At 67.6% G+C, this 14,103-nt stretch carries 9 protein-coding genes, 2 pseudogenes and 2 riboswitches; of the genes and pseudogenes, 8 read left to right on the top strand and 3 right to left on the bottom strand.

What is annotated here, in order from left to right:
• Positions 1-177 precede the first annotated feature (177 nt).
• On the top strand, positions 178-1,071 hold the full coding sequence (locus tag AC3WQZ_RS10515; protein WP_011616216.1) for a c-type cytochrome: 894 nt from the start codon (positions 178-180) through the stop codon (positions 1,069-1,071).
• Between the two features lie 73 nt (positions 1,072-1,144).
• On the opposite strand, the gene hemN is transcribed toward AC3WQZ_RS10515, so the two are convergent.
• Positions 1,145-2,629 (bottom strand): oxygen-independent coproporphyrinogen III oxidase, encoded by a 1,485-nt coding sequence (gene hemN / locus AC3WQZ_RS10510; RefSeq protein ID WP_041687570.1) that lies wholly within the window; start codon positions 2,627-2,629, stop codon positions 1,145-1,147.
• 177 nt (positions 2,630-2,806) lie between these two features.
• On the opposite strand from hemN, the gene AC3WQZ_RS10505 reads away from it, so the two are divergent.
• Positions 2,807-3,937: an ABC transporter substrate-binding protein gene (locus AC3WQZ_RS10505; RefSeq protein ID WP_492300479.1), complete on the top strand. Its 1,131-nt coding sequence runs from the start codon at positions 2,807-2,809 to the stop codon at positions 3,935-3,937.
• Here AC3WQZ_RS10505 and AC3WQZ_RS10500 read toward each other — a convergent pair.
• Together AC3WQZ_RS10500 and AC3WQZ_RS10495 are read right to left on the bottom strand one after the other, a co-directional pair.
• Positions 3,923-4,117: pseudogene (locus AC3WQZ_RS10500) on the bottom strand (ATP-binding protein); the annotation flags it as partial. The gene AC3WQZ_RS10505 and the pseudogene AC3WQZ_RS10500 overlap by 15 nt on opposite strands.
• 57 nt (positions 4,118-4,174) lie before the next feature.
• Complete coding sequence (locus AC3WQZ_RS10495) at positions 4,175-6,271, bottom strand: UvrD-helicase domain-containing protein (RefSeq protein ID WP_010812166.1); 2,097 nt, start codon at positions 6,269-6,271, stop codon at positions 4,175-4,177.
• A 282-nt stretch (positions 6,272-6,553) separates the two neighbouring features.
• Between AC3WQZ_RS10495 and AC3WQZ_RS10490 the strand changes: the two genes are divergently transcribed.
• The 6 genes and pseudogenes from AC3WQZ_RS10490 to AC3WQZ_RS10465 all read left to right on the top strand — a co-directional run bounded on the left by AC3WQZ_RS10490 (position 6,554) and on the right by AC3WQZ_RS10465 (position 13,868).
• Complete coding sequence (locus AC3WQZ_RS10490; protein ID WP_010812167.1) at positions 6,554-6,781, top strand: YMGG-like glycine zipper-containing protein; 228 nt, start codon at positions 6,554-6,556, stop codon at positions 6,779-6,781.
• A gap of 77 nt (positions 6,782-6,858) precedes the next feature.
• Positions 6,859-6,946, top strand: a riboswitch (glycine riboswitch).
• A 21-nt stretch (positions 6,947-6,967) separates the two neighbouring features.
• Positions 6,968-7,093: riboswitch (glycine riboswitch) on the top strand.
• 98 nt (positions 7,094-7,191) lie between these two features.
• Entirely contained in the window at positions 7,192-8,319 is a 1,128-nt protein-coding gene (gene gcvT, locus AC3WQZ_RS10485; protein WP_492300477.1) for a glycine cleavage system aminomethyltransferase GcvT, read from the top strand.
• 90 nt (positions 8,320-8,409) lie between these two features.
• Positions 8,410-8,790 (top strand): glycine cleavage system protein GcvH, encoded by a 381-nt coding sequence (gene gcvH, locus AC3WQZ_RS10480; RefSeq protein WP_010812169.1) that lies wholly within the window; start codon positions 8,410-8,412, stop codon positions 8,788-8,790.
• A 100-nt stretch (positions 8,791-8,890) separates the two neighbouring features.
• Positions 8,891-11,821, top strand: coding sequence for an aminomethyl-transferring glycine dehydrogenase (gene gcvP, locus AC3WQZ_RS10475; protein WP_011616221.1), 2,931 nt, complete (start codon positions 8,891-8,893; stop codon positions 11,819-11,821).
• 25 nt (positions 11,822-11,846) lie between these two features.
• A pseudogene (gene manD / locus AC3WQZ_RS10470) lies at positions 11,847-12,821 on the top strand (D-mannonate dehydratase ManD); the annotation flags it as partial.
• Between the two features lie 12 nt (positions 12,822-12,833).
• Positions 12,834-13,868: a Zn-dependent oxidoreductase gene (locus AC3WQZ_RS10465; RefSeq protein ID WP_058698645.1), complete on the top strand. Its 1,035-nt coding sequence runs from the start codon at positions 12,834-12,836 to the stop codon at positions 13,866-13,868.
• The last annotated feature ends 235 nt before the right edge of the window (positions 13,869-14,103 follow it).

Genomic DNA, 14,103 nt, shown 5'->3' with positions numbered 1-14,103 from the left:
CCGGGAGACAGTCCGCAGCGCGCAAATAGCAACAGACCCAAGTCAGGCAAGGGCCGCAGCCAGCACGGGCGGTCCGCATGGGGCCGGACAGCGGTCAGCGAGTGACCAAGACCGGGCCAGAATAAGCAAGCCGAGCGTAAGCGGCCAGAAGGTTTCCTGCAAAACTGAGAGTTCTGTATGAGCGACGTCCACAACGAACACGACGAACACGAGTCTCCCATCAAGACCCCGAAGCAACTGATCGCAGTTGTGATCGCGGCTTTCCTGGTGCCGATCATCGTGATCATTCTGCTGGTCAACTTTGTCGGACACGGCTCGACTGAAAGCGCCGGCGCCGCCACCACGGCGGAAGCCGTCAACGACCGCATCAAGCCGGTTGCCTCGCTCGAAATCAAGGATCCCAACGCGCCGCGCGTCTTCAAGACGGGCGAGCAGGTCTACAAGGAAATCTGCGCCGCGTGCCACGCCACCGGCGCAGCGGGCGCACCCAAGTACGCCAACGCCGGCGACTGGACCGCGCGCATCGGCCAGGGCTTTGACGGCCTGATGAAGTCGGTGATAAACGGCAAGGGCGCGATGGCCGCGCGTGCCGGCACCACGCCGGACGACTACGCCGACTACGAACTGGCCCGTGCCGTGGTCTACATGGCCGACGCCGGCGGTGCCAAGTTCCCGGAACCGGCTGCCCCGGCTGCCGCCGCGCCGGCGACTGCCGCAGCCCCTGAAGCCGCCGCCGCTCCGGCCGCCGGTGCCGCGCCTGCACCGGCCGCTCCCTCGGCAGCGGCCCCGGCAGCTGCTGCCGCCGCACCCGCTGCTGCGCCGGCCGCCTCGGCCGACGTGGGCAAGAAGGTCTACGAGCAGGTCTGCGCCGCCTGCCACGCCGCCGGCGTGGCCGGTGCGCCCAAGTTCGGCGACAAGGCCGCCTGGGCGCCGCGCCTGAAGGAAGGCATGGACGCGGTCCACAACTTTGCGCTCAAGGGCAAGGGCGTGATGCCGCCCAAGGGTGGCTACGCCGGCCCGGACGCCGACGTGATCGCCGCCTCGGACTACATGGCCAACGCCGCCAAGTAAGTCCGCCTGCTGCAAACAAAAAGCCCGCGCACATTGCGCGGGCTTTTTTTCGTCCGTACCGCTTGCGCGGCCGCTACACCACGCGCGAGTACCGCGCCCGCGGCACGAAGCGCACCGGCTGCGCGCCATCGTTGGCGGCAACGGCCTGGGCACCCGTGGACGCTGGCCGCGCGGCGTCTTCGCGCAGGTAGCGGTCGAACACCATCGCCACGCGCCGCACCAGCAGCCGGCCCAGCGGCGTCACGGTGATGCGGTCCGGCGCGCATTGCACCAGTCCGTCCGCGCCCAGCGCGGCGAGGTCGGCCAGTTCCGGCGCAAAGGCCGTGCCGAAGCGGATGCCGTGGCGCGCTTCCAGCGCCGGGATATCGAGCACTCCATTGCACATCAGAGCGCCGATGATCTCGCGCCGCAGGTGGTCGTCGGCGCTCATCGCCACGCCGCGCGCCAGCGGCAGGCGGCCGTGGTCGAGCGCGCCGTAGTACTCGTCCAGCGTGCGCGCATTCTGCACGTAGCGCCCCGCGATCGCGCCGATCGCGGAAATGCCGAGCCCGACCTGGTCGTAGCCGGCATGCGTTGAGTAACCCTGGAAGTTGCGCTGCAGCCGCCCTTCGCGCTGGGCCACGGCGAGGTCGTCGTCGGGCAGCGCGAAATGGTCCATACCTATGTAGACGTAGCCCTCGGCGCTCAGCCGCTCGATGGTGGAGACCAGGATGTCGAGCTTCTCGCCGGCGGGCGGCAAGGCGTTTTCATCGATGCGGCGTTGCGGCTTGAACACATGCGGCAGGTGCGCGTAGCTATAGACCGAGAGCCGGTCGGGGCGCAGCGCCAGCACCTGATCGATGGTGCGGCCAAAGCGCGCCGCGGTCTGGTGCGGCAGGCCGTAGATCAGGTCCAGGCTGACCGAGCGGAAACCCAGCGTGCGTGCGGCATCCACCACGGCGCGGGTCTCTTCGAAGGGCTGGATGCGATGGATGGCCTGCTGGACCTCGGGATCGAAATCCTGCACGCCCAGGCTGACGCGGTTGAAGCCCAGTTCGGCCAGCAGCGCCATGCGGGCGTGGTCGACGCGGCGCGGATCGATCTCGATCGAATGCTCGCCCTCGGCCGCCAGCTCGAAATGCTCATGCAGCAGCGCCATCACGCGGCGCATCTCGCCGGGGTCGAGGAAGGTCGGCGTGCCCCCGCCCCAGTGCGACTGCAGCACCTGGCGGCGCGGCCCGAGCCGGTCTGCCACCAGCGCCATTTCGCGGCCCAGGTAGTTGACGTAGCGGGCGCTGCGGCCATGGTCGCGCGTGATGATCTTGTTGCAGCCGCAGTAGTAGCAGATGTTCTCGCAGAACGGGATATGCAGGTACAGCGACAGCGGCGCCGGCGCGTCGGCGCGGCAGGCGGCCAGTGCGTCGTGGTACAGCGACAGGTCGGGGCCGTTGTGGAAGCGGTCGGCCGTCGGGTACGAGGTATAGCGCGGGCCGTTGCCGTCGATGCGGCCGGCCAGCGCACGGAAGTCGGACAGCGCGCGGCGGTCGGGCGCAGGGGAAGTTATGGCAGACGGGATCATGGGGGCGCGGGGGTATGGGTGTATGACGGCCCATCGTAGGGCCGCACCGCCGCCGGCGCGTTGACCGCCGTCAAGCGCGGGCATTGGACCCTGCGGGCGGCAGGCGTCACATTGGTGTCATGTGCGGCGGATACGCTGCGCGCCACCGCCGGCCCGCGCGTCACCTGCCCCCCTGCAATGCCAACTCCCGACCAGACTCCGATGTTTCCGCCGTACCCACCGCTGCGCAGGCTCCTGGCAGCACCGGCCCGGCACCGGCGCCGCCTGCTTGCCGCCGCCGGCGCGGCCCTGGCCCTGCCCGCCTGGCCAGCACTGTCGCAGGCGCGTCGCACGGTCGTGGTCGGCCACCTGCTCGACCGCGGCGGCGCACAAGCCGACCTTGCGCGCGACTACCTGGCCGGGGCCAAGGTCATGTTCGACGCCGTCAACGCCGGCAACGGCCCGGTGCGCATCGCGCACGTGGTCCGCGACGCCGATCCCGACCCGCGCCGCGCGCTGGCGCAGGCGGTGTCGCTGGCCGATACCGACCGCGCCGAGCTGCTGTTCGGCCCGGGCGACCGGCTGTTGCCGGCGCTGGCGGCATCGGCCGAGCTGGGCCGGCGCGGCGTGCAGATCGTGGCGCCGCTGTCGGGCCTTGCGCTGACGGCCGACAACGTCTGGTTCACCCGTGCCGACTACCAGGCCGAACTGGACGCGGCGGTACGCCAGCTGCGCAGCTACGGCATGACCAGCATCGCGCTGGCCCTGGCGCCGGACTTCGCCGCCCCGTCGCTGGCCCGGCTGGAGGCGCAGACCGGGACGCGCGCGGTGCCGCTCGACGCCAATCCCGAGGCCGCCGCCCGGCGCATCGCCGCCACCCGCCCGGGCGCGGTGATCGTGGCGGGCGATACCCTCGCCTACGCCGGACTGGGCCGCGCGCTGGCGGTGCAGGGCTGGTACGGTTTCCTGGTCGGGCTGTCGTCGGTCAGCGCCACCGCCGCGCGCGAAATCCTGGGCGCTGGCTACAACGGCGGCATGGTGCTGACCCAGGTCGCGCCCGGGCCGCAACAGGCCACGCTGCGGGTGGTGAAGGAACACGTGGCGCGCATGAAGCAATACCTGGATGAGCCGCCGTCGCCGGCCACGCTGGCCGGCTATATCGGCGCGGCATGGCTGGCGCGCGCGCTGGCCGGCCTGCGCGGCAGCGGCGCGGCCGAGATGCGGCGGGCACTGCAGGGGCGCGTGGACGTGGGCGATTTCCCGCTCGACTTCACGCACGGGCAGCGCGGCTCGCAGTACGTCACGCTGGCGGCGTCAGCCGCGCGGTAGGGACAGGCGCGCGGGCAGGCCGCCTTCGGGGCGGTTGCTCAGGGTCAGCTCGCCGCCATGGCGCGCGGCAATGTCGGCCGCGATCGACAACCCCATGCCGACCCCGCCGGTGGCGCGGCTGCGCGAGGATTCGACGCAGTAGAACGGCTCGAGCAGCACAGCCGCCATACCAGGTATGCCTGCACCCGGCGTCTTGTCAGCCTGGTATGCCTTTGTATCGGGACTGTAGCGCCCCGTTCAGCCCGGGGCCGTCTTGCCGCCGGTTCCCAGCAGTGCCTTGAGCGCGCCGAGCCGGTCCTTGGGGCTCATCGCCGGGGTTTCATCCACCGGCGCAGGCGCCTCCTCCAGCTTCATCTCGCCGATAAAGCGCGAAGGCTGGCACGAGTAGGTTTCGCGCGCACGCTTGCGCTTCTTGCACCAGCTGACATGCAGGCTGCGCTGGGCGCGGGTGATGCCGACATACATCAGCCGCCGCTCTTCCTCGATCTTCTCGTCGCTCATGTCCTCGTCTTCGCGGCAGTGCGGCAGGATGCCCTCCTCCACACCGACCAGGAACACGTGCGGATACTCCAGCCCCTTGGACGCATGCAGCGTGGACAGCCGCACCGCGTCGGGATCTTCCTCGCGGCCTTCCAGCATGCTCATCAGCGCCACGGTCTGGGTCAGCTCCAGCAGGTTCTTGCCTTCGCTGCCGAAGCCGTCGGCATTGTCGAAACCGGTGGCTTCCTCGCCCTCGGCGCCTTCGGGCTTGGTGCCCTTGCGCTTGAGCCAGTCCAGGAATTCCAGCGTGTTGGTCCAGCGCGACTGCGCCTGCCGTTCGTCGAAGCTGTCGTACAGGTAGGCCTCGTAGTGGATCCCTTCCATCAGGTCGTCCAGCACCACGGTGGCGGGATCCTTGGCCGCGCGGTCGGCCAGCCGTACCATCGATTCGCAGAACACGCGCAGCGGCTCCAGCTGGCGCGGCTGCAGCTTGCCTTCGATACCGCCCATCATCGCGGCCTCGAACAGCGACACCTTGGCCTGTCCGGCAAAGGTGCCCAGCACTTCCAGCGTGGTGTTTCCCACGCCGCGGCGCGGCGTGGTGATGGCGCGGATAAAGGCGGGATCGTCGTCGGGATTGGCAATCAGGCGCAGGTAGGCGCAGATGTCCTTGATCTCGGCCTTGTCGAAGAAGCTCTGGCCGCCTGAAAGCACATAGGGAATGCGCTCGCGCCGCAGGATCTGCTCAAACAGCCGCGCCTGGTGGTTGCCGCGATACAGGATGGCGTAGTCGCGGAACTGCGCGCGGCGCTCGAACTTGTGCGCGGACAGGCGGAACACCACCGACTCGGCCTCGTGCTCCTCGTCGTTCATCGGGTGGATGGCGATGGGGTCGCCCATGCCGTGCTCGCTCCACAGCTTTTTGTCGAACAGCTTGGGATTGTTGGCGATAACCGCGTTGGCCGCTTCCAGGATGCGCACGGTGGAGCGGTAGTTCTGCTCCAGCTTGATCACCTTCAGGTCCGGAAAATCGGTCTGCAGCCCGCGCAGGTTGTCCAGCGTGGCGCCGCGCCAGCCGTAGATGGCCTGGTCGTCGTCGCCCACCGCGGTAAAGGCCGGCGCGCGCAGGTGCGAGCCGCCCGCCAGCAGCTTGAGCAACTGGTACTGGCAGGCGTTGGTGTCCTGGTATTCGTCGACCAGGAAGTAGCGCAGGCGGTTCTGCCACTTGAGCTGCACCGCTTCATTGCGCGCGAACAGTTCGGCCGGCAGGCGGATCAGGTCGTCGAAATCCACCGCCTGGTAGGCATGCAGCGTGGCCACGTAGTTGCGGTAGACCAGCGCGGCCTGGTGCTCGTCGGCATTGGCGGCCTGCGCGATCGCTGCCTCCGGATCGACCATGCCGTTCTTCCACAGCGAGATCGTGCCCTGCACGCCGCGGATCAGCTTCTTGTCGGTGGTGCCGAGCTGCTCCTGGATCAGGCCGAAGCAGTCGTCCGAATCCATGATCGAAAACTGCGGCTTCAGGCCCACGTGCTCGGCCTCCATGCGCAGGATCTGCACCCCGAGCGAGTGGAAGGTACAGACCGTCAGCTGTTTGAGCGGAATGCGCTTGCCCTCGCGCGTAGTCTTGCCCTCCATCAGCTTGCCGATGCGCTCCTGCATCTCCTTGGCGGCCTTGTTGGTAAAGGTGACGGCGGCGATATGGCGCGGCTCGAAGCCCTTGTCCTCGATCAGATGCGCGATCTTCTGCGTGATCACCCGGGTCTTGCCGGAGCCCGCCCCGGCCAGCACCAGGCAAGGGCCGTCCAGGTAGCGGACGGCTTCGGATTGGGCGGAGTTCAGGCCATGGGTCATGCGTGGGATGCGGTTGGAGGCAGGGAAATCGGCAGGAACAGCGGAAGGCCAGGCGGGACACGCCAGCACCCAAAAAACGGGCACGGCGGCAAAGCTGCCGATGTTAACACGCTGGCCGCGGCAGGTCAGTCAGCGCAAACCGCGTTGACACGGCCGGTTGTGTCACCGGCGTAACACTTCGTAAAGGCCGGAGCCAATCGCGCAACCAAACGCTCTAACTAGTATGTCCCCTGGCCTGCGCGGCGGGGTTGACATGCTTGAATCATCACATCGGAGCCAATAATGAAAACCCTGCAGACTTTGACCAAGGTGACCCTGATCGGCGTGACCGTCGCGGCCTTTGCCGGTTGCGCGGATATGACCCCGAAGCAGCGTAATACCGCCATTGGCGCGGGCGCGGGCGCCGTGGGCGGCGCCATCCTCACCGACGGTAGCGCGCTGGGTACGCTGGGTGGCGCGGCCGTGGGCGGCGTGATCGGTAACGTTGTCACCGACGACAAGAAGAAGTAAGCCAGACCACCGCAGCGACAGGTACGGCAGGCTCCCCTGGCCCGTTTGACAAAGGCCGGGGCCTCCCGTACATTGCGCGCATCCGACCGGGAGAGCGCGCATCGCCTGCGCCGCCGAAGGGGTATCACCCGAAAACTCTCAGGCACCACGGACCGATCGGATCGGCATGCAATATGCACACGATGCATGCCGAACTCTGGAGAGCGGCACCCGCCATTCGTGGCGAGCGTGCCCACCGAAGGGGCGCACGAGGACGGGGTCCGGCAGGATCCGCCTTGTAATCTCTCAGGTATCGAGGACAGAGGGGTCATCCGCCGCAGCGGATTGCCACGCCACATTCAGGCGCGGCGAGCGTTGCGGCGGATGGCCCTTTTTTGTTTTCGCCAACCGAGACTGCCCCAGAGGATTCCATGACGCTCCAGGCCACGCCCCTCAACGCCATCCACCGCGCCCTCGGCGCCCGCATGGTTGATTTCGGCGGCTGGGACATGCCGGTCAACTACGGCTCCCAGATCGAAGAACACAATGCTGTGCGCACCGACGCCGGCATGTTCGACGTGTCGCACATGTGCGTGGTCGACCTCGCCGGCGCCAATACCCGCAGCTTCCTGCGCGGCCTGCTGGCCAACAATGTCGACAAGCTGCAGACCCCGGGCAAGGCGCTCTACTCCTGCATGCTGGATGAGAAAGGCGGCGTGATCGACGACCTGATCGTCTACTTCTTTGCCGAGGACCACTTCCGCCTGGTCGTCAACGCCAGCACCGCGCTGGGCGACATCGAATGGATCCGCGCGCGCAATGCCGCCACCGGCAGCGATGTGACCATCACGCCGCGCCGCGAGGACGTTGCGCCTGCAGGCGTGCAGCCTCTGGCGATCGTCGCCGTGCAGGGGCCCAACGCCCGCACCAAAGTGTGGAGCACTTTCCCCTCGACCCAGCCGTCGGACACGCTCAAGCCCTTCAACGCCGCCGTGGTCCAGGACCCGGCCCTCGGCGAGATCATGGTGGCGCGCACCGGCTACACCGGCGAAGACGGCTTCGAACTGGTGGTGCCGGCCGAGAACGTCGCCGCCATCTGGGAAAAGCTGAACGCCGCCGGCGTGCGCCCGGCGGGCCTGGGCGCGCGCGACACGCTGCGCCTGGAAGCCGGCATGAACCTGTACGGCCAGGACATGGATATCAACACCTCGCCGCTGGATGCGGGCCTGGCCTGGACCGTTGACCTGCAGAGCGAGCGTGACTTCACCGGCAAGGCGGCACTGGCCGCGGCCGGTTCGCGCCAGCAATTCCTCGGCCTGATCCTGCGTGACAAAGGCGGCGTCCTGCGCGCCCACCAGAAAGTGATCACGCCGGCCGGTGACGGTGAAATCACCAGCGGCACCTTCAGCCCGTCGCTGTCCCAGTCCATCGCCTTTGCCCGACTGCCCAAGGATGTCGCCGTGGGCGATACCGTGCAGGTGGAGATCCGCGACCGCAAACTCAACGCGACTGTGGTTAAACTGCCGTTTGTGCGTAATGGCAAGGCACTCGTGAGCTGAGGCTCATACCAACGGTCGCCCTCGCCTGCCGGCAGCTTCGCCGGGCAGGCATCACCCAACAAGAAACAAATCTGTATCCGGAGAACCTTCATGAATTTCCCCGCTGACCTCAAGTACACCGAGTCGCATGAGTGGGTACGCGTCGAAGCCGACGGCACGCTCACCATCGGCATCACCGACCATGCGCAGGACGCGCTGGGCGACATCGTCTTCCTGGAACTGCCCGAAGTGGGCAAGTCGGTCGGTGCCGGCGACGCGCTGGCAGTGGTGGAATCGGTAAAAGCCGCTTCCGACATCTACGCCCCCGTGGCCGGCGAAGTGATCGCCGTCAACGAGGCCGCCACGGCTGCCCCGGAGAGCGTCAACGCCGACGCCTTCGACGCGTGGCTGTTCAAGCTCAAGCCGGCCAACGGCGACGACGTCAACGGCCTGATGTCGGCCGACGCCTACAAGGCCAGCGTCGGCGCCTGACGCCGGCCGCGCCGGTCCATGGTTGGACCGGCCACTGCAGACTGACGCGCGCCGTCCCGGCTGACCACCGGCCGGCGCGCACCCCACGAGGTTCTTGCCAATGAACGCCCCGCTTCCCATGAACGCCGCCCAAGTGAACCGGCCCACGCTGGCCGAACTGGAGGCGCGCGACGCCTTCGCCGCCCGCCATATCGGCCCCGATACCCCCGAACAGCAGCACATGCTGAAGGTGCTCGGCTATGACAGCCGCGCCGCGCTGATCGACGCCGTCATCCCCGCCGCCATCCGCCGCCGCGACGGCATGCCGATGGGCGAGTTCACCGAGCCGCTGAGCGAGGAAGCCGCGCTGGCAAGGCTGCGCGGGCTGGCAGGCAAGAACAGGGTGCTGAAGAGCTTTATCGGCCAGGGCTACTACAACACCGTCACGCCCGGCGTCATCCTGCGCAATATCTTCGAGAACCCGGCCTGGTACACCGCCTACACGCCCTACCAGCCGGAAATCTCGCAAGGCCGCCTGGAAGCGATGCTGAACTTCCAGCAGATGGTCACCGACCTGACCGGGCTGGATATCGCCAATGCGTCGATGCTGGATGAAGGCACTGCCGCGGCCGAAGCCATGACGCTGCTGCAGCGCGTGAACAAGCACGATTCGAACACCTTCTACGTGGCCGACGACGTGCTGCCGCAGACGCTGGAAGTGGTACGCACGCGCGCGCTGCCGATGGGCATCGAAGTCAAGGTCGGCCCCGCCGCCGATGCCGCCGCGGCCAACGCCTTCGGCGTGCTGCTGCAGTATCCGGGCGTAAACGGCGACGTCAACGACTACCGCGCCATCGCCGACGCCGTGCACGCCGCCGGCGGCCTGGTGGTGGCTGCCGCCGACCTGCTGGCGCTGACGCTGATCGCCGCGCCTGGCGAATGGGGCGCCGACGTGGCCGTGGGCAACTCGCAGCGCTTCGGCGTACCGCTGGGCTTCGGCGGCCCGCACGCCGGCTATATGGCGGTGAAGGACGCCTTCAAGCGCTCGATGCCGGGCCGCCTGGTGGGCGTGACCATCGATGCGCAGGGCAACAAGGCCTATCGCCTGGCCCTGCAGACGCGCGAGCAGCATATCCGCCGCGAGAAGGCCACCTCGAACATCTGTACTGCGCAGGTGCTGCTGGCCGTAATGGCCTCGATGTATGCCGTCTACCACGGTCCGCAGGGCCTGAAGCGCATCGCGCAGCGCGTGCATCGCCTGACCGCGACGCTGGCCGCCGGCCTGGAAAAGCTCGGCTTCGCGCGCACCAACGCCAGCTTCTTCGATACGCTGACGCTGGAAACCGGCTTCAACACCGATGCCATCCATGCCGCGGCCACCGCGCGCGGCATCAACCTGCGCCATATCAGCGCCACGCGCGTCGGCATCTCGCTGGACGAGACCGCTACCCGTGCCGACGTGGTCGCGCTATGGGAAGTATTCATGCAGGGCAAGCCGTTGCCCGCGGACGTGGACTTCGACAAGCTCGAGGCCGTCGCGCAGGACGGCTTCCCCTCCGAACTGGCACGCACCGGCGAATACCTGACCCACCCGGTGTTCAACACGCACCACGCCGAACACGAGATGCTGCGCTACCTGCGCATGCTGGCCGACAAGGACCTGGCGCTGGACCGCACCATGATCCCGCTGGGCTCGTGCACGATGAAGCTGAACGCCACCAGCGAGATGATCCCGGTGACCTGGCCCGAATTCAGCCAGATCCACCCGTTCGCGCCGCTGGACCAGACCGTGGGCTACCGCGAGATGATCGACCAGCTCGAGGCCATGCTGTGCGCCGCCACCGGCTACGCCGCGGTGAGCCTGCAACCCAACGCCGGCTCGCAGGGCGAGTACGCGGGCCTGCTGATCATCCACGCCTACCACGCCAGCCGCGGCGAGAGCCATCGCGACATCTGCCTGATTCCGTCGTCCGCACACGGCACCAATCCGGCGTCGGCGCAGATGGCCGGCATGAAGGTGGTGGTCGTAGCCTGCGATGAGGACGGCAACGTCGACCTGCAAGACCTGGCGAAGAAGGCCGAGCAGCACAGCAAGAACCTGGCGGCGATCATGATCACCTACCCGTCCACGCATGGCGTGTTCGAGCAGGGCGTGCAGCAGATTTGCGAGATCGTGCACCAGCACGGCGGCCAGGTGTACGTGGACGGCGCCAACATGAACGCCATGGTCGGCACCGCCGCGCCGGGCCAGTTCGGCGGCGACGTGTCGCACCTGAACCTGCACAAGACCTTCTGCATCCCGCACGGCGGCGGCGGCCCGGGCGTGGGCCCGGTTGCAGTCGGCGCGCACCTGGCTGACTTCCTGCCCAACCAGGACAGCGTCGGCTATCGCCGCGACGACCGCGGCATCGGCGGCGTTTCGGCGGCGCCGTTCGGCTCGGCCAGCATCCTGCCGATCTCGTGGATGTATATCGCGATGATGGGTTCGGCCGGCCTGACCGCCGCCACCGAGAACGCGATCCTGGCGGCCAACTATGTCGCCAAGCGCCTGGCCCCGTACTACCCGGTGCTGTACACCGGCCAGCACGACCTGGTCGCGCACGAGTGCATCCTGGACCTGCGCCCGCTGCAGAAGGACACCGGCATCAGCAATGAAGACGTGGCCAAGCGCCTGATGGACTACGGCTTCCACGCCCCGACCATGAGCTTCCCGGTGCCGGGCACGCTGATGATCGAGCCGACCGAGAGCGAGGCGCTGCACGAGCTGGACCGCTTTATCGACGCGATGATCGCGATCCGCCAGGAAATCGGCCGCGTTGCCGACGGCACCTTCGACCGCGACGACAACCCGCTCAAGCACGCGCCGCACACGGCCGCGGTGGTGACCGCCGACGAGTGGACCCACAAGTACACGCGCGAGGAAGCCGCGTACCCGGTGGCATCGCTGCGCACGCAGAAGTACTGGCCGCCGGTCGGCCGTGCCGACAACGTGTATGGTGACCGCAACCTGTTCTGCGCCTGCGTGCCGGTCAGCGACTACGTGGTGGACTGAGGCGTAGCGCCCCCCCCCCCCCCCCGGCCCGGTCACGATGACCGCCATCGCAGCCATCGACATGGCCTTGTGGGATATCAAGGGCAAGCTGGCCGGCATGCCGGTGTACCAGTTGCTGGGCGGCAGAAGCCGGTGGGGGCTGATGGTGTATGGCCATGCCAACGGGCGCGACCACGCCGAGGCCGTGGAGGCCGTGCAGCGTCATGTGGAGCAGGGCTACAAGGCCATCCGCGTGCAGTCCGGCGTGCCCGGCCTGGGCAAGGTGTATGGCGTGGGCAAGGGTGGCGGGCATTATGAGCCCGCCGAGAAAGGCCTGCCGTCGGAAGAGCCCTGGGATACTTCGCTCTACCTGCGCCATACGCCTGAACTGTTCCGCAAGGTGCGCGACGCCGTGGGTTTCGGGCCCCACCTGCTGCACGACGCCCACCATCGCCTGACGCCGATCGAGGCCGCGCGGCTCGGCAAGGCGCTAGAGCCCTTCAGCCTGTTCTGGCTGGAAGACGCCACGCCGGCAGAGAACCAGGAGGCGTTCCGGCTGATCCGCCAGCACACCACCACGCCGCTGGCCGTGGGGGAAGTCTTCAACTCGGTCTGGGACTGCAAGACGCTGATCAGCGAGCAACTGGTCGACTACATCCGCGCCACCATCGTGCACGCGGGCGGCATCACCCATGTGCGGCGCATCGCGGATTTTGCGGCCATGTACCAGGTGCGTACTGGGTTCCATGGGGCGACCGACCTGTCGCCGGTGTGCATGGCGGCCGCGGTCAACTTCGGGCTGTGGGCGCCCAACTTCGGCATCCAGGAACTGATGCCGCACAGCGAACTGACTGATGCGGTCTTTCCCCACAACTACCGCTTTGAAGACGGCTACCTGGTCATGGACGAGGTGCCGGGCCTTGGTGTCGATATCGACGAAGCACTGGCCGCAAAGTATCCCTACGAACGTGCCTACCTGCCGGTTGCGCGGCTGGCGGATGGCGCGATGTGGCACTGGTAGCCGGAGTTTCCGATGCTTAGCATTGTTGTCGAAGAACCCAACAGCATGGCCGTATGCGAGCGGCCAATGCCGGAGCCCGCTGCCGGCGAGGTGCGCGTACGCGTGCGCTATGCCGGCATCTGCGGTTCCGACCTGCATATCTTCCGCGGTCACAATCCGTTCGTGGCGTATCCGCGCGTCATCGGCCACGAGTTCGTCGGCACCATCGATGCCGTGGGTGCCGGGGTGGATGCGTCGCGCATCGGCCAGCGCGTGGTGGCGGATCCGGTCATCAGTTGCGGACAATGCCACGCATGCCGGATCGGCCGCCAGAACGTGTGCAGCCGGCTCCAGGTGATCGGGGTGCATCGCGACGGAGGCTTCAGCGAGTACGCCTGCGTGCCGGCCGGCAATGCCTATGTGATTCCGGACGGCATGCCCGAAGCCAGCGCTTCGGTGATCGAGCCGTTTGCCGTGGCTGCCAATGTCACGCACCGCACCGGCGTGCTTGCGCAGGATGTGGCATTGATCTATGGCGCGGGGCCGGTCGGGCTCAACCTGATGCAGGTACTCAAGCGCGTCCATGGCATCCGCGCCTTCATCACGGATCACCTCGACGAGCGCCTGGCGCTAGCGCGGCAATGCGGTGCGGGAGAGGACGAAGTCATCAACACCGCGCGCGAGCCCCTCGAACAGGCGCTGGCGGCGCGAGGCGTGGAAGGCGGTCCGACACTGATCTTCGATGCCGTATGCCATCCGGCCATCCTGGAGGAGGCCGTGCGCATTGCGGCACCGGCCGGGCGTATCGGGGTATTGGGCTTTTCACCGACGCCATCGGCGATCCCGCAGCAGGAACTCACCAGGAAGGAATTGACGCTGTATGCCTCGCGGCTTAACTGCGCGATGTTCCCGACGGTGATTGACTGGATCGCGAAAGGCCTGGTCAATCCCGGGAAAATTGTCACGCACCACGTCGATTTTCGCGATGTTGCCGGCGCGTTTGCACTGGCCGAGGGCAATCCGGGCAAATGCTGCAAGGTGCTGCTTGACTTTGGCCATGGTGGCTGACATGGCGGATTTCGGGCTCATCGGGATTCCTCACGCAGGTGAGTTGCCGGGCGTACGGCGCAACTTGCATAACCTGGCCCAGCGTTCGGCCGCCAAGCGGCAGGCGGATCGTCGCGAGCTGGAACAGACGTTGGCGCGGCTGACAGGGCGGGGTGTCTGAAGCGTCGACGACCCTTGCGTAATCAGCAGGTGGCGCTTGACGCGCATTCTCTCTTCGTTCACCTTATGTCCCCGG

It is taken from the genome of Cupriavidus sp. FW305-26 (assembly GCF_058787975.1).
The sequence above is the reverse complement of the archived record's forward strand: the minus strand, read 5'-3'. Positions and strand labels throughout refer to the sequence as shown.

Bases quoted from the DNA above. Each gene is read 5' to 3' on its own strand.
- AC3WQZ_RS10490 (WP_010812167.1), top strand. From the start codon at position 6,554: ATGAAAACCCTGCAGACTTTGACCAAGGTGACCCTGATCGGCGTGACC.
- gcvP (WP_011616221.1), top strand. From the start codon at position 8,891: ATGAACGCCCCGCTTCCCATGAACGCCGCCCAAGTGAACCGGCCCACG.
- gcvH (WP_010812169.1), top strand. From the start codon at position 8,410: ATGAATTTCCCCGCTGACCTCAAGTACACCGAGTCGCATGAGTGGGTA.
- AC3WQZ_RS10465 (WP_058698645.1), top strand. From the start codon at position 12,834: ATGCTTAGCATTGTTGTCGAAGAACCCAACAGCATGGCCGTATGCGAG.
- hemN (WP_041687570.1), bottom strand. From the start codon at position 2,629: ATGATCCCGTCTGCCATAACTTCCCCTGCGCCCGACCGCCGCGCGCTG.
- gcvT (WP_492300477.1), top strand. From the start codon at position 7,192: ATGACGCTCCAGGCCACGCCCCTCAACGCCATCCACCGCGCCCTCGGC.
- AC3WQZ_RS10505 (WP_492300479.1), top strand. From the start codon at position 2,807: ATGCCAACTCCCGACCAGACTCCGATGTTTCCGCCGTACCCACCGCTG.
- AC3WQZ_RS10515 (WP_011616216.1), top strand. From the start codon at position 178: ATGAGCGACGTCCACAACGAACACGACGAACACGAGTCTCCCATCAAG.
- AC3WQZ_RS10495 (WP_010812166.1), bottom strand. From the start codon at position 6,271: ATGACCCATGGCCTGAACTCCGCCCAATCCGAAGCCGTCCGCTACCTG.